This window comes from Idiomarina tyrosinivorans (assembly GCF_003987475.1).
GTDB classification, from domain to species: Bacteria; Pseudomonadota; Gammaproteobacteria; order Enterobacterales; family Alteromonadaceae; genus Idiomarina; species Idiomarina tyrosinivorans.
Genome location: NZ_PIQH01000004.1, coordinates 133,453 through 154,499, shown reverse-complemented (window position 1 = coordinate 154,499; position 21,047 = coordinate 133,453). Strand labels below are relative to the sequence as shown.

Genomic DNA, 21,047 nt, shown 5'->3' with positions numbered 1-21,047 from the left:
CTTGCGCTCAATCGAGCCATCGGCGAAGATAACAACAGTAATGAAACCCTTGAAACGAAGGACTGGCGCTAAATAATGAGAGCCCTCTCTGAAGCTCGACAAGCAATCGTTGCAGCAATCCTAGGAATGGTTATCACCCTATCATTCTACGGTTACCTGCGGATAGCGGAAAGCGAGCATGCCACTGCGCAGATTCAAAACGAGGCTTATAATATTCAGCGCCAGTTGCGCCAAACCATGATCAACCACTTATTCATGGTTGAATGGATTGCGCGTGAATGGGAACAAAATGATCAAGCCGTCGAGGAGCGTTGGCAGGCTGATGCCAATATCATTACGCTCTACTACCAAGGTGTGCAAACGTTAGTATGGTTGGACCCCCAGCGGCGAATCAAAAAAGTATTTCCCGAACAAGGTAACTATGGCTTAGTGGGCAGCCAGTTCAGTGGTACAGAAACCATTGATATGTTGGCTAACAATGATGCTATCCAGCATGCGATCGTTGGTAAAGCAGGCAATCTAGGCCGGCACCCAACAGACATTGGTTTGTTTGTGCAAGTCGATGGCGCAGAGAAAGGGATTTTTGGCGCGATATTGAGTCTTCAAGACCTGATCAATAACGTTGTAAGAGCAAACATTTCTGAAGGCTTCCAGCTAGCGCTTGCCAACGAAAATGGCCTGCTGTACTCATTCCAGGGTGATCAACAAACCAAACAGCAGTGGCAGGTTAACACCTCATTGCAGGTGCTAGGCAACCGCTGGACCCTAACCGTTTGGCCGACCCCGAACAAACTGGAAGAGTTGCTTGGAGGGGTATCGACAGCCGTGCTTACCGCCGGACTTGCGGTTACCCTGCTGTTAACCTTTGTACTCTATATTTTTGGCGTCAGCCGCCATCGTTCTCAAGAACTTGCTGACACTAACTTAGAACTTTATGCTGAAATCGAAGAGCGCGAGCGGGTTGAGCAACAAATGGCTTACCTCGCCGAACACGACGCGCTAACGGGATTAGCAAACCGAAATGCACTCATGCGTTTTCTTACGGAGAAAATGCCCGCAACGGAGCAACATAAAACCATTTTAGCGGTCATTTTTATTGATTTAGACCGCTTCAAAGAAGTGAACGACGCCTTAGGCCACACCGTTGGTGATGAGTTATTGAAACGCGTCGCAAGACGATTACAGAAGATCGCGCCTGAATCTACTTTTATTGCTCGTACCGGGGGGGATGAGTTTGTGCTGGCGGCGCCGGACAGTGAGAGTTCTCATTACGTTACCGAACTGGCAAAGCAATTGCTGCTTGCACTCGATACACACTTCTTTGTGGATGCATACGAATTATTTATTAGCGCATCCATCGGCATCGCTTTCGCGGAAGATGCTGACTACAGTGCCGAAAACGTGGTTAGGAACGCGGATACGGCGCTTTACCAAGCCAAAGAGGCGGGCCGTAATACTTATCAGATTTATAGCCGAGCCGTACACCGCGATCTGACCGAAAAGCTTGAGCTTATGAAGCGCTTGCGCCATGCCGTGGAGCAAGAAAAACTGGTCGTTTATTACCAACCTAAAATCGATTTAAACAGTCGCCGTATCATTGGCGCAGAAGCGCTCGTGCGTTGGGTTGAAGACGATGGCAAAGTGATCGGTCCCGACCAGTTTATCCCGATTGCGGAAGATACCGGTCTGATCATTCCGATTTCGGATTTTGTTATGCGCCAAGCCACTGAACAATTAAAACAGTGGCACGATTTGGGCTATGACGACCTGACTATGGCGATTAATATTTCCGGTAAGCAGCTACATACTCCGGATTTGATTGATAAAGTGCTGGATACCGTGCATCAAGCACGGATTGGCCCACAGTTTATTGAATTAGAACTGACTGAACAGGTATTTATCGAAAACATTCAGTCGCATCGTCACTTTATGCATGCCATCCGTGAGCACGGCATCGCCTTGGCGATTGATGATTTTGGGGTGGGCTACTCGTCACTCTCTTATTTGAAAAACTTTCCCGTTACGTCATTAAAAATTGACCGGTCCTTTGTTCAAGATCTGCCTGGTGATAACGATGACGCGACGATTACACAAACTATTATTAACTTGGCGAAAAACCTAGAAATAGACATCGTTGCAGAGGGCATAGAAACCGAGCAACAAGTCGACTTCTTGATGGAACGCGAGTGTTTTGTCGGACAGGGCTTCCTCTTTAGCCGTCCCATTCCCGCGGAACAATTTACGCAACTGCTTCAGAAGTACCAAGGTCTCATCCCTATTCAGATCGCCTGATTATCACGTTCGGAGGTTATTGTGGAACGCGAAAGTATGGAATTCGATGTCGTCATTGTTGGTGCTGGTCCCGCGGGACTTGCTACCGCTTGTCGACTGGGTCAGCTGGCTCAACAGAATGAGCAAGAACTGATGATCTGCGTTGTCGAGAAAGGCGCAGAAGTGGGTGCACATATTCTTTCTGGTGCAGTATTCGAGCCGCGTGCTCTAAATGAATTATTTCCGGATTGGAAAGAACGCGGTGCGCCACTGAACACGCCGGTCACTGGCGATGAAATCTTATACTTTAACGACGCAGAAAGCGCTCGCAAAGTACCTGGTATGGCAGTACCTAAGCCGTTTCATAACGACGGCAATTATATTGCCAGTATGGGTAATTTGTGCCGTTGGTTAGCAGAGCAAGCGGAGCAGCTAGGGATTGAAATTTTTCCTGGCTTCGCCGCCGCTGATGTGCTTTATGGTGAAAATGGCGAGGTAAACGGTATTCTCACGGGCGATATGGGTGTGGGAGCCGATGGCGAACACAAAGACGGCTATATGCCAGGCATGGAATTGCGCGCCAAATATACCGTTTTTGCTGAAGGTTGCCGCGGCCACCTTGGCAAGCAACTGATCAAACAATTTGATTTAGCGAAAGACGCCACACCGCAACATTATGCCATTGGTTTTAAAGAAATTTGGGATGTTGAGGGCAGCGTGCATAATCCTGGGCATGTTGTGCATACAGCAGGCTGGCCATTAAACGATGGAGCGAGTGGCGGTGGCTATTTATACCACGCCGAAGACGGCCAAGTATTTGTGGGGTTGATCATTGATTTAAATTATCAAAATCCGTATTTGAACCCGTTTGAAGAATTTCAGCGTTTCAAAACTCACCCACAAATTGCGAAGGTGTTAAAAGGCGGTAAGCGCGTGAGTTATGGTGCGCGAGCCATCGCCAAAGGTGGATTGTATTCGTTACCCAAAATGACCTTCCCTGGCGGCTTGTTGGTTGGTTGTGAAGCTGGAACGCTTAACTTTTCAAAAATTAAAGGTAATCACACAGCCATGAAGTCAGGCATGTTAGCTGCAGAGAATATCTTTGCCGCGATTGCCGCAGACCGCGCTGGGGACGAATTGACAAACTTCCGTAAGGATTTTGAAAGTTCTTGGTTGTACGACGAATTATATCGCTCTCGTAATTTTGGTGCAGCCATTCATAAATGGGGAACCGTTTTAGGCGGTGCTTATAACACACTGGACCAAAACTTTTTTGGCGGAAAGCTGCCATTTACGATTAAAGATTGGCATGCAGATTACCGCTGTACTGGTAAAGCAAAAGACTTTGAACCTATTAGTTATCCAAAACCGGATAATAAACTGACATTTGACCGCTTGTCTTCGGTTTATTTATCGAATACTAACCACGCCGAAGATCAGCCATGTCATTTACAGCTAAAAGACGCCGACATTCCGTTAACCGTTAACTTGCCAGAGTACGCTGAACCAGCACAACGCTACTGTCCAGCAGGCGTTTACGAAATAGTTGAAGAAAACGGTGAAAAGCGTTTTCAAATTAATGCGCAAAACTGTATTCATTGCAAAACTTGCGACATTAAAGATCCTAGCCAAAATATTACTTGGGTGGTTCCCGAAGGTGGTGGCGGTCCCACTTATCCGAATATGTAATGAGTGAATAAAATTAAGGGCCGATAATCGGCCCTTTTATATTTCATACGACATATTACATTGATCTTGTACGTTATTTCTTAACGTAAATTTACGTATTTATTTATCAAATATCATTTGGTAATTTTTCTAAGCATCGCTAGAATCCATCGTAATATTTGTAAATAACTAGGAATTAAAATATGTCTGACTTTATTAAAATCTTGACTCATGAACGTCGATTAAAAGCATCAACAAAAGAATTGTCGGTGAGTGAGCTTGAAGAAGTAGAGAAGAAAATACGTAATGTAATTGCTGCGCGTAAAAAGGAAGAAGAAGAAGAGAAAGCTGAGCAACGATTAAAACAAGAAAAAATTGAAGAATTTAAAAAGGCGATGGCGGATGCTGGTATTGGTATTAGCGACATTTTAGAAAATGAGATTGGTGGTGAACCTTTAAAAGCAACAAAGAAAAAGCGTGCGCCAAAACCGCCAAAATATGCTTTTACTGATGAACAAGGCGAACGCGCGACATGGACGGGCCAAGGACGTATGCCAAAAGCGCTGAAAAAGGCATTAGAGCAAGGTCATCGTTTAGAAGAATACCTTATTAAGTAATACATTATTTGCATTAAACCGTTTGTTGAGTGCTCTCGCCGCCCGGCGTGAGCGCTTGATTCCTACCTTAACAGTCTTTACTCTGAACTATTATTCGCATTCACAGGGATAGATCGTGAAGTTATCCAATTACTTATTGGCAATCGCCCTACCTGGCTTATTAGGTGGCTGTAGCGTTTTCAGCCATTCCTCGACAGCGGAAGCTGACTCGTCATCAATGTTTGCTTTCTCGCAAACGGCAAATGTCTATTCCGCAGGTGAACAAGTTAATCGGAGCTTTAAAGTCATTAGTGTAGTCACTGGTGACAGTTGCCAAAATTCGCGTTCTGATCCACCAGCATCAGCCGCTGTTGCTCGCCAAAGAATGCTGTTGAACGCACGCCAGTTCAATGCTGATGGCGTAGTTGCTTCGCAATGCTTTGCGCTTCCAGTTAAAGATAACCCTTATTGTTATAGTAAAGTGACTTGCTCGGGGCACGCAGTACAATGGCAACAATAAAGCCGCGGCATATAACCGCGGCTTCAGGTGAGCGTTAAACGCTCAGCGTTGGTCAAAATCTAGGGTAATGTCGCCGACACCGACATCCGCACGAACCGTCGCTGCACCATTACTATGCGATTCAGATTGAGAGGAAATCATTGCCCGAGTATTTTCGCTGTTAATACCACGAATTTTGGTGTCGCCAATGCCTGCATTTGCTTCCACTCGACCAACATCACCACCGAGTAAGTGCAGATCGATCTCACCAACACCTAGATCAATGTCCACGTCGGTTAAACGAATATCACCAGAAATTTCGCCGACGCCAAAGTCGATATCAACATTGCTCATCTGCGGCATGGTAATGGTCCAAGTAAATTTCACATCTTCCTGCTCATTGGTACTCAACGCCAATTCGTCCGCGGTTTGATCGACCGTTAATTCAATATCTTCAATATCACCGTCGGTTAACCAACTATCATCATCTGATTCAATCACCAGTTGTACTTCCACGGTGTTTTTGTCGTGATAACGAAATTGCACCTCACCGACACCAGAGTCTAAAGAAAACGCGGTGTTAGGCTGAACCGTAAATTCACGGCTGATGGTCTTGTGTTGCTCACCATCGTGCCAAGGAGAAGCCATCGCGGCACTCATTAGGGTGACGCCAGCAATTAATGCAAAAGCAGTGGCTACGATTATTTTTTTCATTGTTCTCTTCCCTTCCGTCATGGTTAGATAGTTCAAAAGTTTTAACGACTTAGATACCATGACTTGAGCAATCCGCGTGCCAAAATAAAATCACATAAAAATCAATAAGTTAATTATATCATCGATTGTTGATAGCAATAGAACCACAACCCAATAGCGAAATTCACCAGATTATGGCAAAAACAACTAACCCTCTGCAGCTAGAAGCCATCGCCCACATTAGGACACCGTATCCGGAAAAATTTAGTGTCCCACGCCAACCAGGACTGGTCGATGCTGCCTGCCGTATAGAATTTACCGATGCCTACCAGGATCGCAACATGCTTCGAGGTTTAGCACAATTTAGCCATTTATGGTTAGTCTTTGGTTTTCACCAGAATCATGGTTGGCAACCGCTGGTGCGCCCACCGCGATTAGGCGGTAATGAGAAAGTTGGGGTGTTCGCCTCGCGTTCAAGTTTTCGCCCTAATGGTCTGGGCATGTCGGTAGTACGTTTAGGCTCTACCTCACTTAGCGGAACTATGGCGATTGAGGTATTTGCCGCAGACTTAGTCGATGGCACGCCAATATACGATATTAAGCCCTATATTCCCTACGCAGATGCCATTAGCGATGCCGAGGGAGGCTATGCACAACAAGCGCCATCCACGCTTCCGGTCACGATAAGTGCTGCAGCAGAACAGCAATTACAGACTCTTAAACGCCGCTACCCCAATTTGCGTCAGCTTATTTGCCAAGTGTTGAGCCAAGATCCTCGTCCTGCTTATCATCAAGAAAATGCGCTAACGCGCAGCTATGGGACCGCCCTTTATGATATAAATGTGCGTTGGCGGGTTATTGACCATGTGGTTGAAGTTGAAGAAATCGAGCCAATCGCCACGAAATGCTTTTGACAACTGCAATAGACTGCTAGAATCCGCTTTCATTTTTACCCATTGCGATAAACATAGAGTTAAACGCCAATGCGCAGCAGCCAGTATTTATTGTCAACATTAAAAGAAACGCCATCTGATGCAGAGATTGTCAGCCATCAGCTCATGCTCCGTGCCGGAATGATCCGTAAAGTCGCGGCGGGCCTCTATACATGGACGCCGACCGGTTTAAGGGTCATGCGAAAGGTAGAGCAGGTCGTACGTGAAGAAATGGAAGCCACTGGTGCCTTAGAAATCCTGATGCCGATGGTGCAGCCAGCAGACTTATGGCAAGAATCTGGCCGCTGGGATGCCTACGGTCCCGAATTGTTGCGGATAAAAGACCGTAACCAGCGAGACTTTTTATTAGGTCCGACGCATGAAGAAGTCATCAGCGAATTGGTGCGTAAGGAAATTAGCAGCTACAAGCAGCTGCCGCTGTCGTTGTTTCAAATTCAGACGAAATTCCGCGATGAGATTCGTCCGCGCTTCGGGGTTATGCGTGCCCGTGAATTTTTGATGAAAGACGCCTATTCGTTCCATTTAGATGAACAGAGCTTACAACAAACCTACGACACCATGCACCAGGCGTATTGTCGTATTTTTGAGCGCTTAGGCCTCGACTACCGCCCTGTCATTGCCGACACAGGTTCTATCGGGGGCTCACATTCGCATGAATTTCATGTGTTAGCGCAGTCGGGCGAAGACGCCATTGCGTTCTCTGATAGCTCGGATTATGCCGCCAACGTTGAAATGGCAGAAGCTTTGGCGCCCACAGAACAAAGACCGCAAGCCAGCGCTGAGATGCAGGTTGTCGATATTAAATTGAAAGCCGGTCAGCAGGCCGCGGACAAGTTAGCGATTTCTTCGTCACAAACCCTTCGCACGGTACTGGTACGAGCCAGCGACGAGGTCACCAGTGAATTCGTCTATTTGGTTGTCCGAGGCGACCACGAGCTGAACGATGTGAAAGCCGCGAAGCTAGCTGAGGTTGCCACTCCGCTAGAAATCGTCACCGACCAAGACGTTATTGGTTGTGTCGATCTATTCCAGGGACCGTGGTTAGATTACCCCATTATTGCTGACCACAGCGCAGCAGTTCTCGCTGACTTTGCTTGTGGCGACAATAATAATGGTAAGTGGCGCACAGGGGTGAACTGGGAGCGTGACTTGCGTTTTAGCCGCAGCGCCGATATTCGCAATGTGGTTGATGGCGATCCAAGCCCTTGTGGTAAAGGCAACTTACGAATCGCCCGTGGTATCGAAGTGGGCCATATTTTCCAACTTGGCACCAAATACAGTGATGCAATGAAAGTTGGCGTTTTAACCGAGTCTGGTAAACACCAAACCTTAACAATGGGTTGTTATGGCATTGGTGTATCACGTATCGTGGCCGCCGCCATTGAACAAAACCATGATGAACGTGGCATTGTTTGGCCTGCCGCACTAGCACCGTTTGATGTGGTGCTTATTCCAATGAATATGCATAAGTCAGAGCGGGTAAAAGAAGTCGCAGAGGCACTTTATCAAGCTTGCCTTGATGCCGGTTTATCAGTGCTGTTTGACGACCGTAAAGAGCGTCCAGGCGTGATGTTTGCTGACATGGAACTGGTTGGTATTCCGCACCAGGTCGTCATTGGCGAGCGCAACTTGGATCAACAAGAAGTTGAATATCAATCGCGCAAAACCGGTGAAAAAGAAAAAGTTGCGGTCGACCAAGTCATTGCCTACGTGCAGACTCAATTACAACAGTAATAACCAATTCGACAAAAAAGCCCCGTATCCTGTTAGGTTTCGGGGCTTTTTCGTTTCATCACTCGCTATTCGTTATCAAAGTCTATGGCGAATTCGCCGGCCGTTTTTATTTCATTTAATGACGCTGTTGAGCTAGCTTTCTTGCCCTGCCAAAGGCTCAACATAGTGCAGGTGCATATCCCACGGGAAGTGAATCCACGTTTCTTGCTCTAAGTCGGCGACATAGTCGTCAACTAAGCTCATGCCTTCAGGTTTTGCATAAACAGTAATAAATTTCGCTTTCGGCAGCTTGTCACGGAGAAATTTTAGCGTGTTACCGGTATCGACCAAGTCGTCAATCACCAGATACCCTTCCCCATCTGTGGTGGCGGTTACGTCTTTGAGTAATTGCAAATCGTCTCGCTGTTCCGTGTGGTCATAGGAACTGACACAAACACTGTCTACAACTCGGATATTTAGTTCCCGAGCAATAATCGCCGCAGGCACTAAGCCGCCCCGACTAACGGCGACAATCCCTTGCCACTGCTCTGCTGGAAGCTGACGTCGCGCCAACTCTTTTGTTGCTCGATGAAGCTCTTCCCAAGATACGAAAAACTCTCGGTTTGAATGCCATCCCATAAGTCCTTACCCCAACCAAATAAATTTAGCGATAAACAATACACCTAAAAATACCACACTCGGCGTTAAATCTCGGTACTTTCCTGCCAATAACTTCACCAGTAAATAGCTAATAAAACCCAACGCAATACCGTCGGCAATAGAAAAGGTTAATGGTGTCATCAGTAGCACCACAGCCACGGGTGCCGCTTCTGTGATGTCATCCCAGTCGACCCGGCGTAACGTAAATAACATTAATACCGCAACGTAGATGATTGCGCCGGCCGTGGCGTAAGGCGGAATCATTCCCGCGAGTGGTGCAAAAAACATCGCTGCAATAAACAGTAAACCAACGACCACAGCGGTGAGTCCGGTTTTTCCACCGGAGGCGACGCCTGCAGCTGACTCAATATAACTTGTGGTGGTTGACGTACCTAACATGGCGCCAGCTACGGTAGCTGTACTATCCGCCATTAAGGCTTTATCAATACGCGGTAAGTCGCCATTGGCTTTCGCAATTCCTGCCTTCTGCGCTACCGCCAAGAGGGTGCCAGAGGTATCGAATAGGTCAACAAAAAGGAAAGCGAATATCACGCTCAACATGCCAACATCAAAGGCGGCTGAGATATCCATTTGCATGAAGGTAGGAGCCAAGCTCGGCGGCATATCAACGATACCTTGATACTCAACATCGCCCAGTAACCAAGCAATCAGCGTGACCAGTAAAATACTGATCATCGCCGCGCCTTGCACCTGTCGAGAAACCAAGCCGATAATTAAAAAGAATCCACCGGCGGCAAGCAACACCGAAAGCTCACCAAGGTCGCCAAGAGCAACCATAGTGGCATCATTGGCAACAATAATATGGGCGTTCTTTAAACCAATGAGAGCGAGGAATGCGCCAATACCCGCGGCAATAGCGAGTCGCAAGGTAGTTGGGATAGAGCGAATAATCCATTCCCGAATTTTGAACGCCGACAGAATAAAAAACGTGATCCCAGAGAAGAACACTGCACCTAATGCTGTTTGCCATGAGTAGCCCATGCCAAATACTACGGTGTAGGTAAAAAAGGCATTTAAGCCCATTCCTGGTGCTAATGCCACCGGATAGTTTGCCCACAAGCCCATGATCAAACAGCCAATTGCAGCGGCTAAACAGGTTGCGACAAACACCGCACCATAATCCATGCCCGTCTGACTTAAAATTGAAGGGTTTACGAAAATAATGTACGCCATAGTGAGGAAAGTCGTGATTCCGGCGATAATTTCCGCTTTAACCGTGCTACCCTGTGCACGAATAGCAAATAGACGTTCTAGCATCAGCAGTTCCTAGACAGTGACTTGTGCGATAAAGCCGCGTATTTTATCCTATTTCAGTCGCTTTTTGGGCAAAATTTAATATCTCATTCATAGGCAGTAGGGTTAGTTTCATGCCAAAAATTATCTATATCGACGCCGATGGCGGTGAATTTGAAGCGGAAGTAGAAGTTGGTAGCAACGTTATGCAAGGTGCTGTCGACCATATGATTGATGGCATTGTCGGTGAATGCGGCGGCGTCATGGCATGCGCAACATGCCATTGTTATGTCGACCCCAGTTGGGAAGACAAGCTTCCTAAGCCGGATGAAGCGGAAGAAGATATGTTAGATGTGGTGCAAGAGCCACAAGACAATAGCCGCTTGAGCTGCCAAATCGAAGTCACCGAAGCACTCGATGGCCTAATTGTGCACCTGCCAAAATCGCAGTTTTAACGCACACTCACCAAATTAACCAGCACTTCATCATGATAGCCGGTAACGACCGTACGCAGGCCGGCTAACTCACTATCCAATTGCGGATCCCCGGTATCTACCTGAAGCCCTTTCTCGGTAAGGCTTTGCAATTTCTTCTTGGTCGCCACAATAATAATGTTAGTCAGTCCGATATGGCGGATAATCCGCGGGCTCAATTGTTGATTCCCCCGCCCAAACAGATGTCCTTGACCACCAATCACGGTAACCACCAATTTAATCGTAGCCTGCGGATGCTGCTGCAAGTAGTCATACAACTGCGACTCGCTGACATCATTGGCCACGACTTGAAGGTGTTCAACAATATCTACCCCAAGCAAGGTATTGGCCAGTCCGAGCTGTTGCATCACATGCTCAACGGTAGAGCCTGAACCCATGATTGCGATATCAACATCCTCAAGGCGTTCAGCGACATCTGCGGCAATGTCATCCAAAACCAATTCGTCACTTTCCTTGCCGCCCATTTTTACCGCCTGAATATATTGCAACTCAGCCGGTACAGTCATTTCACCGAATCGCTTGGCTTTGACGCTGCCCTGCCGAAACGCTTGCTCGTCGATGTCCATGACATCACCTTGATGCACTGATGCGAGCTCGCCTTTCAGTAACTTTTCGATGACCCGCGCAGCCGCTGAGGGATTGACCGCATAAACACCGGAATGAATTTTTACGCCAGCCGGAATGCCCAAAACTGGCAACGACTCCGGCCAAACTTGGCAAATATCGCGAGCAGTGCCATCGCCGCCAGCAAACAACAACAGGTCGGGTTGTTGCTCAGCAATTGCTTTGGCACCTAGCTGGCTATCGCTTGCCGAACTCGGGTGTTGCGGTTGATAAATCACTTGGTACGCAAAACCTAATGTCTGCAATACGTTCTCACCCATATCACCGGCAACGGTATAAAACTGTAATTGCGTTTTATAGGGTGTCAGTAGCTCTAATGCTGTTGCGACACGCTGTTGTGCTTTAGGCTCAACGCCTTGCTGGCGAGCAATAGCCAAGGTGTTTTCGCCATCACTACCTTTCAAACCGGTAGGACCGCCGATACCGGCAACAGGATTAATCACTAAACCAAGACGTAATTGCTGCATCATACTGCGATTTATTCAGACTGAGGGAAAGACGATAGTATAACAAGATTTGTTGGGGGGTTGGACAGCTACCTAGACATGTTCGCTGCCTAAACTTACAGCAAACTACGGAATGGCTGATGATTTGGATCGGGCCATGGTTGATTAAATCGGCAACATAACGCTCGAGCGAAGACTTCTGCACGCGCTGGCAGACCGTGCTGCCCCAATTGCATCCACTGTTGCTCGACTTTGTGGCGAAAAGCGCTTGGGTCAACTGGCACCCCAGACAGGTTATCAATACTGATAGTAAACTCTGACCCTGTGCAGTAACAAAACCAGCATTCCAACGCTTGCGGGCGACTTTCTACCTGTTCAAAGGCTAGTTGCTGTTGCTGATTACGACCATCCGGCTCATACCAATAGCCATAATCTGGCAACATGCGCCGCTCTGTGCCAGCGATGCACCAGTGCGCGACCTCATGCAAAGCCGAATTAAAAAAACCATGAGCAAAATAAATCCGATGGAAATCATTCGCTGCGGCCGCAGGCTGATAGTAGGGCTCGCCATCTCCGGCAACCAGTAAGGTTCTGTGGCTATCAGCAAAGCACTCGGCAAAGCAGTCAATCAGTGGTTGGTAATCCATCGTGAAACAACAATCGCACTCAAATTTGTGGGGTCTGACAATCCACGTCGGCATTTTGACCGCGGTGACGTAACCAATGATCCATCAGTGTTAACGCCAGCATTGCATCAACAATGGCCACCGCACGAATCCCCACACAGGGATCATGACGGCCTTTTGTGACGATCTCGGTCGGCTCGCCTTGGAGGTTTATCGTTTGCCCAGAAATGCCAATGCTCGAGGTTGGTTTTAATGCCAACCGTCCGCGTAAAACCTGACCGGAACTAATGCCACCTAACACTCCACCACTATGGTTTGAGAGAAAGCCGGAGGGTGTCATTTCGTCGCGATGTTCGCTACCACGCTGATTAGCAACCGCAAAGCCATCACCGATTTCTACCGCTTTAACGGCATTAATACTCATCAGTGCTTTCGCCACATCAGCATCGAGTCGGTCAAATACCGGTTCACCGAGACCCACAGGCAATCCCGCGACTTCAAAGCGGATAGCGGCGCCAATCGAATCGCCCGCCTTTTTAATCGTGCGCAACAGCGCTTCCACCTCGGGTACAGCCGCTGCATCTAAAAAGAAAAAAGGATTATCATCAATCTGCTGCCAATCACTTTGTTGCGCTTTGACGTCACCGATTTGCTCCACTGCGGAACGAATACTGACGCCTTGCTGCAACAAAAACTGTTGCGCAATAGCACCTGCGGCGACACGCATGGCAGTTTCCCGCGCAGATGAACGGCCGCCCCCTCGATAGTCACGAATGCCATGTTTATGCTGATAGGTATAATCCGCATGCCCTGGGCGAAAACGATCGCGTATTTTTGCGTAATCTTGGCTGCGAGCATCTTGATTGCGGATCAACAGACCAATTGGGGTACCGGTTGTTACGCCTTCAAAAACACCAGACAAAATCTCGATCTGGTCGTCCTCCTGACGGGGCGTAGTAAAACGTCCGCCCGGTTTGCGCCGATCAAGATGGCGTTGGATCATTGCCGCAGTTAGTTCGATACCTGGAGGGCATCCATCAATAATAGCGCCCAGTGCTTCACCGTGACTCTCGCCAAAGGTCGTAACGCGAAACGCTTGTCCCCATGTATTACCTGGCATAATCGTGATTATTCTCCGTAATGCTGACGGTGAGCCGCGAGCTGTTCGCGGTTTAGCATAAACACGCCGTCTCCACCGCGCTCAAACTCCACCCAAACAAACGCGGTCTGTGGATATTTGGCTTCCAGCGCAAGCATTGAATTGCCAACTTCACAGACCAGAATGCCGTTTTCGGTAAGGTGTTCTGCGGCTTCGAGTAATAACTGGTCAACCAACACTAGACCGTCTTCCCCAGCAGCTAGCCCTAACTCAGGTTCATGTCGGTACTCATCCGGCAAGTCTGACATGTCCTCGGCATCAACATATGGAGGATTGGTAACGATCAGGTCGTATTTTTGTCCGCTCAACTCGCCAAACAGGTTTGACTGAATTGGCGTGACCTGATGTTGTAACTGATGTTGTTCGATATTTTGTTCTGCTACCGCTAACGCATCGGCAGATAAATCCGTCGCGTCAACCATCGCTTCAGGGAAAGCATAGGCACAGGCGATGGCGATACAACCGCTGCCAGTACAGAGGTCCAATATTCGTTGTGGCGCTTCAGTTAACCAAGGCGTAAAGCCATTTTCAATTAACTCAGCAATGGGTGAGCGCGGAATCAGAACTCGCTCGTCTACATAGAAGCTCAACCCAGCGAACCAAGCCTGTTGCGTTAGGTAGGCCGCAGGAATACGCTCGCGAATGCGGCGCGCAACAAGTTCGACCATCAGAGTGCGTTCACGGGTCGTCAAGCGGCAATGCCCAACATCTTGTAACGCGGCGTACGGCAAGTTAACCACGTAAGCCATGAGTAAACTGGCCTCGTCGTGAGGGTTGTCAGTGCCGTGCCCATAATAGATGTCATTGGCATTGAAGCGACTAACCGCCCACCGCACAAAGTCATCAATGGTCAGCAAGTCGGTAATGGCTTGTTCTAAGTAAACTCGTTCCAACGCTAGTCTCCTAACGATTAAATGTTTTAGACTATAAATGTCGTTAATTATCCGGCAAAGATACCGTAATACGCCGCAAGGATCATCTTAAATGCGAGATAAATCATTTCCAGACAGTGCCCCTGAGCAAACTTTTGCAGAGTTATTTGACGATGTGCAACCTCTTACCCAAGACAAGGTTGTGTTCGACAAACAACCGCTGTCTAAACGGCGCGCCGAAGACGACAAACAACAGCGACAAATTAACTCCGCGGATAATTTGCTGTCGGATAATTTTGAAGCTCACTTCCCAGATGAGAAACCGACTTACTTGGCCGAAGGCTCAGATTCACATCTTCTAAAACGATTAAGTCGCGGCGATTTTGCTCCCGAATTACTGTTGGATGTACATGGCTTTACTCAAGCGCAAGCAAAACCCGAAGTACTCGCGTTGCTGCATGCCTGCGTTAACGAGCGAATTCGGTGTTGTAGTATTTTACATGGTCATGGTAAGGGAGTGCTGAAACGGCAAATTCCCAATTGGCTTGTGCAGCATCCTCAGGTCGAGGCATTTCATACTGCCCCACGGGCTCTTGGAGGAGATGCAGCGCTGCTAATATTAGTAAGGGTCGGCGATTAACGCTGCAGCGCGTCAGTCGACACCAAGCGTTGGAAACAACCGCGGTTGACATTCACATCAACGTCAATAACCGCAACGCCAGCAGTTGGGAAAATGGGTGGTGCGACGCGAGCATCTAGGGCACTGACAAGGTAGCTCACCAACGGCATGTGTGAAACTAACAATAACTGTTCAAAGCCATGCACTGCGGCTTCCGCCATCAGCCAACTCACCACGCTGTCAACGTCAGCATCGGGCGTAATGGTATCCACTGTCTGGCGCTGTTTCAGTTGCCACTGTTCGCTTACCACATCGGCAGTTTGTTGCGCGCGCAAATATGGACTGACAAAGGCGCAATCTACCGCACCAAAATGTTCAGCGAACCAAGCACCGGATTCTCGCACTTCACGCTCACCCAGCGCTGTTAGTCTCCGCGTATTATCGTAGCCGTCAACACTATCAGGCTCTGCCTCGCCATGGCGCATGATAAATAATTTCACGACGGCGACTCCTCGTCGGCTTTTGCTCGCCGTGGATTTGGACGTCCACCAGTCACTTTATCCGCTTTTCCCTCAGCTTTGGCTTTTTCTGCTCGCCGTTTCCGAACCGCCTTGGGATCAGCAATTAGCGGACGATAGATTTCAATGCGGTCACCATCGCGGGGCTCGGCGTCTAGCTTACACGCTTTGCTCCAAATCCCGACTTTTTGTTCATTAAGATCAATTTCTGGAAAATGCTGAGTAATCCCAGAGCGCTCTATGCAAGCCTGCACCGAGGTGCCCGCAGCCACCCTTAGCGCAATTATTTTTTGTGCTGCGGGTGTCGCATACGCAACTTCCACCTGAATCATGGCTTCAGACATTTTCCGCCCCATAAACCTGATTTGCCCGTTTTACAAAGGCCTCGACCATTTTGGCGGTGATTTCATTAAAAATTTTACCGAACGCCATGCCGAGTAACTTACTGGCAAACTCGAATTCTAACTTAAACACAATTTTGCACCCTTCATCGCCAAGCGCAACAAATTGCCATCCACCACCCAGCGATTTGAAAGGACCATCAACCAGCGTCATGTCAATGCGCTCGGGACGCATTAGCGTATTGCGTGTGGTGAATGATTTCTTGATACCGGCCTTGGCAATATCTAAGGTCGCAACCTTACTGCCACCATTGTCTTGTTGCACAGAGGCTCCGACACAGCCCGGAACAAACTGTGGATAGCTTTCGATGTCGTTTACCAGTTCAAACATTTGCTCTGGCGTGTAAGACACCAAAGCACTTCTTTCTATGCTTGCCATGATCTACCCAATGATCGGTTTGTGCGAATGATAACGCATGTTGCCATTCAATGAAGCCCTGAAAAGCAATTTTCTTTTCGCTTTTCATCGGTATAATACGCGCCATGAGCAAAAAAAAATCACCGAATAATACTGGAACCATCGCGCTAAATAAAAAGGCGCGGCATGAGTACTTTCTCGAAGATAAGTTTGAAGGCGGCCTTAGCCTGCAAGGCTGGGAGGTCAAAAGCATTCGAGAGGGTAAGGTTAACCTGCGCGATAGCTACGTGATCATAAAAGATGGCGAGGCCTATCTATTTGGCGCAGAAATCCAGCCGCTAAGCCAAGCCTCTAGCCATGTTTACTGCGAGCCAGACCGTAGCCGTAAGTTGCTACTTAAGCGACGTGAACTTGATAAACTCATCGGCGCTTCTGATCGAGAGGGCTACGCCATCGTCGCGACCGCCATGTATTGGAAGAAATGCTGGGTTAAATTAGAGTTTTATCTCGCCAAGGGTAAGAAATCCCACGACAAGCGAGATACCATCAAAGCTCGTGACTGGCAACGACAAAAATCCCGTATAATGAAAAACGCTAATCGTTAACTGCACTGAGCAGGTTTGCTAATCACCAGCGCCAGCGTACTGCCCTGCCGTTGGACGAGCAAACCTGAATAACGCTGTCGAATGGCGTTTTGTACCGCAATCGCTCCGGTCACCGACCCTTGCTTTAGGGTAAACGTTAACGAATTGCCGCTCTCCGCCACTTGCCAATAAGACCGCTCTGGGTTCAGTCGCTGACAGTTTTGCCACCAGTAATTGAGTTGCACCGGCAGCGCTAGCGCCAAAAACTGCTGCTGTTGCACCCGGTAAAGCGCATGCCATTGTTGTTGTCCAAAACTCGGCTGCAGCAATAAAATTAAACACAGCAGAAAGGTCACGAAGCTAAAAGGCATAATCGCTCTGGTGTTCGGTAATGGGCGCTTGGCTTTTGGTCTGGGACGGAATTCGCTGCAACTTAAGCAACACTTGTAACAGTTGCTGGTCTGCCTCAGGTAACTGCATTAGTGCCACTCGGGCTCGCATTAAAGTGTCAGTAGTCAAGCGTAATTGCGTCAAGGCAAGATTGTGCCAAGCCCGCTGATGGTTAGATTGTTGTGCTAACACTCTTTCATATTGCTTTTTTGCCGCCGCTAAGCGCTGCTGACGAAAATAAATATTTGCCAATAAAAAATCACTTTCAGCTGAACCTTGCTGCTTTCTCTGCAGCTGTAGCAATACGCTCTCAGCGCTGTCCAAGTCGCCTTGGCGGTACCAGTTTTTTGCCTCAGGCAACGCCGAATGATCGATGTTGATCGGACGCGCCAGAGAACAGCTACTAACGCTCACACAAATCAATACGGCAACTATTGCTCTCATCTGAACCTCCTTGTTCAATCGTCAAGACTCTTCCTATCCAATGCTCTAACGGCCAGTAGCAGCCAGCGAGTGTCTCTATAACACCGTAAGCGCCGCGAAAACGACAACTTCGATTGGGTAAGACAAAGCGCTCGACCGCGACAATCTGCATGCCTTTATCCACGGCAATCAGATCTAACGGTTGTTGCATACCAAAGGTATGAATCGCTCTACAATAGGGAAACCAGTATGCTTCGTCGGCATGCAGATGTTGTCGTCCTATCAAGCCAATCAAGCGCTGACTGAATTGTTTCATTAGTGTGGCTCGTGGCCACAACGTTTGTGCTCCCTGCATAACACCTTACCTGTTAGAGAAAAAAGCCGATCGCGATCGGGCCCAAGATGATCAAAAAGTTAATCGGAAAAAAGCAACTCAGTAATGGGAACAACAGCTTCACTGGCGCCTCTTGCGCTTTTTTCTCTGCGTCGTGAAGCTGTTGATGGCGCAATTGTTGAGAAAAATACGTCAATGTCTGGGTTAAGCTTCCCCCCTGCCGATGACCCCTCACTAACAACGCTTGCCATTCGTTGAGGATGCTTAAACGGTAACGGGTAACCATTGGTTGGCTTGCCTCCTCGAGATCATAGCCTTGCCGCAAGCGCGCAGAAATCGTCTCCACTTCGCGCGCTAATGTCCCGCCACCACAAGCCTGCGATACACGTTGCAATGCGGGTATTAACGGTACCCCGGCCGCCATCATCATGGTCAGCAAATCACAAAAGTCCGGTAATTCTCTGGCAATACGGCGCCGAGACAGTTGCCAACGACGATGACCTCGAGCGGAAAAACCTAACAAACTCAAGCCGATAAACATTGCTAGTAGTCCTAAGTCGTATACCTGCGCCAAACCTAAAACCAGTAAGGCGAGTAAATGTTTTAACCACAACTGCCGCGCCCGCTCGCTATTGATTGCACAATTCCAGAAGCAACATAAATACCAGCGCAGCGTTGCGGGTAGACGCCACCATAACCGGTCGGCTCCCCTTTGTAGCAGAGACATGATTGCCAGCCAGCGCCATAACTGAATGAACAACCAAACCGACAATAGACAACTGGCCCAAACGGCTACGAGTAGAAGTGCTTTCATTGATCGTCGCTATACAAAATCCGGCGCATCATTAAATAGCCAATCAGCATCAATACCCCAGAGAGCATAATCACTATCCTTCCAGGCCAAGTATTTAGCAGCACGTTTGCATGTTGCGGCTGTATTGTGCGAATTAACAGGAACAACACTATGGGAAGGCACATCAACACCCGAGCTTGCATTCTTGCCTGCGCTGACAGCGCTTCTTGGCGGTCACGCTGTTGTTGTTGCTGCTGTAAGTTTTCCGCAATTTGCCGCAGTAAAGCCGATTGTTGTCCACCACTGCGTAATCCCAACACCAATGCCTGTACGACCATTCTCACCGAAAACACCGGTACCCGCCGTTGCCAGCGGGTCAGTGCTTGCTCCAGCGGTACGCCTAACTTTACGTTGCGAATAACCTCGCTAATTTCCTGCCCGAGCGGCCCCTTGAGCTCCTGATTGAGTTCCGTTATTGCTGCAGCCATACTCACTCCCGTTCGCAATTGATTGCTCATCATCATCAAAAACCCACCCAACTGTTGCTGCACCTTGCGGTGCCGGCGCTTGAGAAACCAACGATAGAGTAATGGCGGTCCAATTAACCCAACAGCAGCAATCAAGAGCGCGTAGAGAGGGTTAAAAAAACCCATCAGCAAAACGCCAAGCCCCGTTGCTGCTAACCAGCCACGGACCAGTGTTTTCACTGGTAAAAACAGAAAGAACTCTTCCAGCGAGCGTTGTGTCCCTTGCTCGATCCTGCCAGCCAGCTGTTGTACGTGGCGGCGTTTTATTTGTCCGATCAAAAAGCCCCACAACAAAGCAGTCATTAATACCGCTAGAATAAATATCCAAAACATCAGCTAAAGCACTGCTGCAAGGCACGCTGCACGGTTTCCGGTTGGCGCATCGCGAATGATGCTGGCACACCGCAATGTGTTAACGCTTGTTGCAGCTGTGAACGCTCGAACAACGCGGCGATTTGCAGCGTATCGCCGTCAATACCAGTCACCTCATGAATGCCAGTAACAATGCGCTTGCCGTCATGCCGGCGAGCAATTTGAATGATGAGGTTTACCGCGCTAGCAATCTGTTGCCGAATCGCCGTCACCGGCAGGTCAAGACCACTCATCAATACCATTACCTCCAATCGCCGCACCGCATCGCGCGCGTTATTCGCATGCACTGTACTCAAAGAACCGTCATGCCCAGTATTCATAGCCTGTAACATATCAAGCGCTTCGGCACCGCGGCACTCGCCAACGATCAAACGATCAGGACGCATGCGTAATGCATTTATCACTAACTGACGAATACCGATCTCGCCGTTGCCCTCTTGGTTTTTGGGGCGCGTTTCCAAGCCAATCAGGTTGTCGTGCTGAAGCTGAAGTTCAGCAGCGTCCTCAATCGTAATGAGTCGTTCGTGTTCGGGGATCTGCGCCGATAGTGTATTTAATAAGGTTGTTTTTCCAGTTCCTGTGCCACCGGAGATAATGACGTTTTGCCGGCACTGCACTGCAATAGTCAAAAATTCCGCGGCACTTGCGCTAAGGCTTCCGGAACGAACCAGATCCTCTAACGACAATGGTTTCGGACTGAATTTACGGATGGTTAAACAACTTCCTGACATCGCGAGGGGGGCTAACACGGCGTTCATTCTGGAGCCATCGGCAAGCCGTGCATCAACCATTGGTGAGGCTTCATCAATATGACGCCCTAAGGGTAAGACAATTCGATCAATCGCACGACGCAGTGCTGCTTCATCGCTAAAGCATGCGGAACTGCGCTGTAGCCGCCCCTCCTTTTCAATAAAAATACGGTCATAACGATTGACCATAATTTCCGAAATTTCGGACTGTTGTAATAAGCTTTCTAACGGCCCCAAACCGATAGCTTCCCCTACCACATCGCTGATCATTTGTTGCCAGTACTGCTCATCTTCGACGCCGTTCGCTTTATTTTGTGTCGGCGTCAAGCTCTGCAAATACGCGATCGCATGCTGCTTAAGTTGCTGTTCATCAAGGCGGGCGACAACCGGATCGTGTTGATCCAAATACTCTCTCAGAATGGTTTGCAGTTGTTGCCGTTGTTCTTCCATG

General features: G+C 48.5%; 25 protein-coding genes. 9 read left to right on the top strand and 16 right to left on the bottom strand.

What is annotated here, in order from left to right; all coding sequences use genetic code 11:
* Positions 1 to 75 precede the first annotated feature (75 nt).
* From CWI84_RS05535 to rcsF, 4 genes are all read left to right on the top strand, one after another.
* Positions 76 to 2,292, top strand: a complete 2,217-nt coding sequence (locus tag CWI84_RS05535) for a putative bifunctional diguanylate cyclase/phosphodiesterase (RefSeq protein ID WP_126841581.1) — start codon at positions 76 to 78, stop codon at positions 2,290 to 2,292.
* A gap of 21 nt (positions 2,293 to 2,313) precedes the next feature.
* Positions 2,314 to 3,960, top strand: coding sequence for an electron transfer flavoprotein-ubiquinone oxidoreductase (locus tag CWI84_RS05530; RefSeq protein WP_126841580.1), 1,647 nt, complete (start codon positions 2,314 to 2,316; stop codon positions 3,958 to 3,960).
* Between the two features lie 182 nt (positions 3,961 to 4,142).
* A complete protein-coding gene (locus CWI84_RS05525) occupies positions 4,143 to 4,556 on the top strand; it encodes an H-NS family histone-like protein (protein WP_126841579.1) in 414 nt (137 codons plus the stop codon).
* 115 nt (positions 4,557 to 4,671) lie between these two features.
* Positions 4,672 to 5,055: an Rcs stress response system protein RcsF gene (rcsF, locus tag CWI84_RS05520; RefSeq protein ID WP_126841578.1), complete on the top strand. Its 384-nt coding sequence runs from the start codon at positions 4,672 to 4,674 to the stop codon at positions 5,053 to 5,055.
* 42 nt (positions 5,056 to 5,097) lie between these two features.
* Here rcsF and CWI84_RS05515 read toward each other — a convergent pair whose 3' ends face one another.
* Positions 5,098 to 5,748: a hypothetical protein gene (locus CWI84_RS05515; RefSeq protein ID WP_126841577.1), complete on the bottom strand. Its 651-nt coding sequence runs from the start codon at positions 5,746 to 5,748 to the stop codon at positions 5,098 to 5,100.
* Between the two features lie 173 nt (positions 5,749 to 5,921).
* Between CWI84_RS05515 and tsaA the strand changes: the two genes are divergently transcribed.
* Positions 5,922 to 6,641: a tRNA (N6-threonylcarbamoyladenosine(37)-N6)-methyltransferase TrmO gene (gene tsaA, locus CWI84_RS05510; protein WP_126841576.1), complete on the top strand. Its 720-nt coding sequence runs from the start codon at positions 5,922 to 5,924 to the stop codon at positions 6,639 to 6,641.
* Positions 6,642 to 6,710: 69 nt separating this feature from the next.
* A complete protein-coding gene (locus CWI84_RS05505) occupies positions 6,711 to 8,414 on the top strand; it encodes a proline--tRNA ligase (protein ID WP_126841575.1) in 1,704 nt (567 codons plus the stop codon).
* A gap of 132 nt (positions 8,415 to 8,546) precedes the next feature.
* Here CWI84_RS05505 and gpt read toward each other — a convergent pair whose 3' ends face one another.
* Complete coding sequence (gene gpt / locus CWI84_RS05500) at positions 8,547 to 9,032, bottom strand: xanthine phosphoribosyltransferase (protein WP_126841574.1); 486 nt, start codon at positions 9,030 to 9,032, stop codon at positions 8,547 to 8,549.
* A 6-nt stretch (positions 9,033 to 9,038) separates the two neighbouring features.
* Entirely contained in the window at positions 9,039 to 10,331 is a 1,293-nt protein-coding gene (locus CWI84_RS05495; protein WP_126841573.1) for an NCS2 family permease, read from the bottom strand.
* Positions 10,332 to 10,441: 110 nt separating this feature from the next.
* On the opposite strand from CWI84_RS05495, the gene CWI84_RS05490 reads away from it, so the two are divergent.
* A complete protein-coding gene (locus CWI84_RS05490; RefSeq protein ID WP_126841572.1) occupies positions 10,442 to 10,762 on the top strand; it encodes a 2Fe-2S iron-sulfur cluster-binding protein in 321 nt (106 codons plus the stop codon).
* Here CWI84_RS05490 and CWI84_RS05485 read toward each other — a convergent pair.
* The 4 genes from CWI84_RS05485 to prmB form a co-directional block, all read right to left on the bottom strand.
* Positions 10,759 to 11,895, bottom strand: a complete 1,137-nt coding sequence (locus tag CWI84_RS05485; protein WP_126841571.1) for an ATP-NAD kinase family protein — start codon at positions 11,893 to 11,895, stop codon at positions 10,759 to 10,761. The genes CWI84_RS05490 and CWI84_RS05485 overlap by 4 nt on opposite strands.
* 92 nt (positions 11,896 to 11,987) lie before the next feature.
* The gene (locus CWI84_RS05480) at positions 11,988 to 12,518 is read right to left on the bottom strand and encodes an elongation factor P hydroxylase (RefSeq protein ID WP_126841570.1); all 531 of its coding nucleotides are present in this window, start codon (positions 12,516 to 12,518) and stop codon (positions 11,988 to 11,990) included.
* 19 nt (positions 12,519 to 12,537) lie between these two features.
* Positions 12,538 to 13,617 carry a chorismate synthase gene (gene aroC / locus CWI84_RS05475; protein ID WP_126841569.1) on the bottom strand — a complete coding sequence of 360 codons (1,080 nt, stop codon included), beginning with the start codon at positions 13,615 to 13,617 and terminating at the stop codon, positions 12,538 to 12,540.
* A gap of 8 nt (positions 13,618 to 13,625) precedes the next feature.
* A complete protein-coding gene (prmB, locus tag CWI84_RS05470; RefSeq protein WP_126841568.1) occupies positions 13,626 to 14,549 on the bottom strand; it encodes a 50S ribosomal protein L3 N(5)-glutamine methyltransferase in 924 nt (307 codons plus the stop codon).
* Between the two features lie 91 nt (positions 14,550 to 14,640).
* On the opposite strand from prmB, the gene smrB reads away from it, so the two are divergent.
* Entirely contained in the window at positions 14,641 to 15,168 is a 528-nt protein-coding gene (gene smrB / locus CWI84_RS05465; protein WP_126841567.1) for an endonuclease SmrB, read from the top strand.
* On the opposite strand, the gene sixA is transcribed toward smrB, so the two are convergent.
* Genes sixA through CWI84_RS05450 form a run of 3 tightly spaced genes read right to left on the bottom strand, consistent with a single transcriptional unit; the run spans position 15,165 to position 16,445 of the window.
* The gene (gene sixA, locus CWI84_RS05460) at positions 15,165 to 15,647 is read right to left on the bottom strand and encodes a phosphohistidine phosphatase SixA (RefSeq protein WP_126841566.1); all 483 of its coding nucleotides are present in this window, start codon (positions 15,645 to 15,647) and stop codon (positions 15,165 to 15,167) included. The genes smrB and sixA overlap by 4 nt on opposite strands.
* A complete protein-coding gene (locus CWI84_RS05455) occupies positions 15,644 to 16,009 on the bottom strand; it encodes an RnfH family protein (protein WP_126841565.1) in 366 nt (121 codons plus the stop codon). The genes sixA and CWI84_RS05455 overlap by 4 nt, the downstream gene beginning before the upstream one ends.
* Entirely contained in the window at positions 16,002 to 16,445 is a 444-nt protein-coding gene (locus CWI84_RS05450; RefSeq protein WP_126841564.1) for a type II toxin-antitoxin system RatA family toxin, read from the bottom strand. The genes CWI84_RS05455 and CWI84_RS05450 overlap by 8 nt, the downstream gene beginning before the upstream one ends.
* A gap of 104 nt (positions 16,446 to 16,549) precedes the next feature.
* Between CWI84_RS05450 and smpB the strand changes: the two genes are divergently transcribed.
* On the top strand, positions 16,550 to 17,029 hold the full coding sequence (gene smpB / locus CWI84_RS05445; RefSeq protein ID WP_126841563.1) for an SsrA-binding protein SmpB: 480 nt from the start codon (positions 16,550 to 16,552) through the stop codon (positions 17,027 to 17,029).
* On the opposite strand, the gene CWI84_RS05440 is transcribed toward smpB, so the two are convergent.
* The 6 genes from CWI84_RS05440 to CWI84_RS05415 are packed head-to-tail and all read right to left on the bottom strand — an operon-like array spanning position 17,026 to position 21,046.
* Positions 17,026 to 17,379, bottom strand: a complete 354-nt coding sequence (locus CWI84_RS05440; protein WP_126841562.1) for a hypothetical protein — start codon at positions 17,377 to 17,379, stop codon at positions 17,026 to 17,028. The two genes, smpB and CWI84_RS05440, sit on opposite strands and share 4 nt — an antisense overlap.
* Entirely contained in the window at positions 17,369 to 17,842 is a 474-nt protein-coding gene (locus tag CWI84_RS05435) for a tetratricopeptide repeat protein (RefSeq protein ID WP_126841561.1), read from the bottom strand. Before CWI84_RS05435 ends, CWI84_RS05440 begins: the two co-directional genes overlap by 11 nt.
* On the bottom strand, positions 17,802 to 18,137 hold the full coding sequence (locus tag CWI84_RS05430; protein WP_157981000.1) for a DUF192 domain-containing protein: 336 nt from the start codon (positions 18,135 to 18,137) through the stop codon (positions 17,802 to 17,804). Before CWI84_RS05430 ends, CWI84_RS05435 begins: the two co-directional genes overlap by 41 nt.
* Positions 18,138 to 18,189: 52 nt before the next feature.
* Positions 18,190 to 18,969, bottom strand: a complete 780-nt coding sequence (locus tag CWI84_RS05425) for a type II secretion system F family protein (protein ID WP_126841559.1) — start codon at positions 18,967 to 18,969, stop codon at positions 18,190 to 18,192.
* On the bottom strand, positions 18,966 to 19,808 hold the full coding sequence (locus CWI84_RS05420; RefSeq protein WP_126841558.1) for a type II secretion system F family protein: 843 nt from the start codon (positions 19,806 to 19,808) through the stop codon (positions 18,966 to 18,968). The genes CWI84_RS05425 and CWI84_RS05420 overlap by 4 nt, the downstream gene beginning before the upstream one ends.
* Complete coding sequence (locus CWI84_RS05415) at positions 19,808 to 21,046, bottom strand: TadA family conjugal transfer-associated ATPase (protein ID WP_126841557.1); 1,239 nt, start codon at positions 21,044 to 21,046, stop codon at positions 19,808 to 19,810. The genes CWI84_RS05420 and CWI84_RS05415 overlap by 1 nt, the downstream gene beginning before the upstream one ends.
* Position 21,047 lies beyond the last annotated feature (1 nt).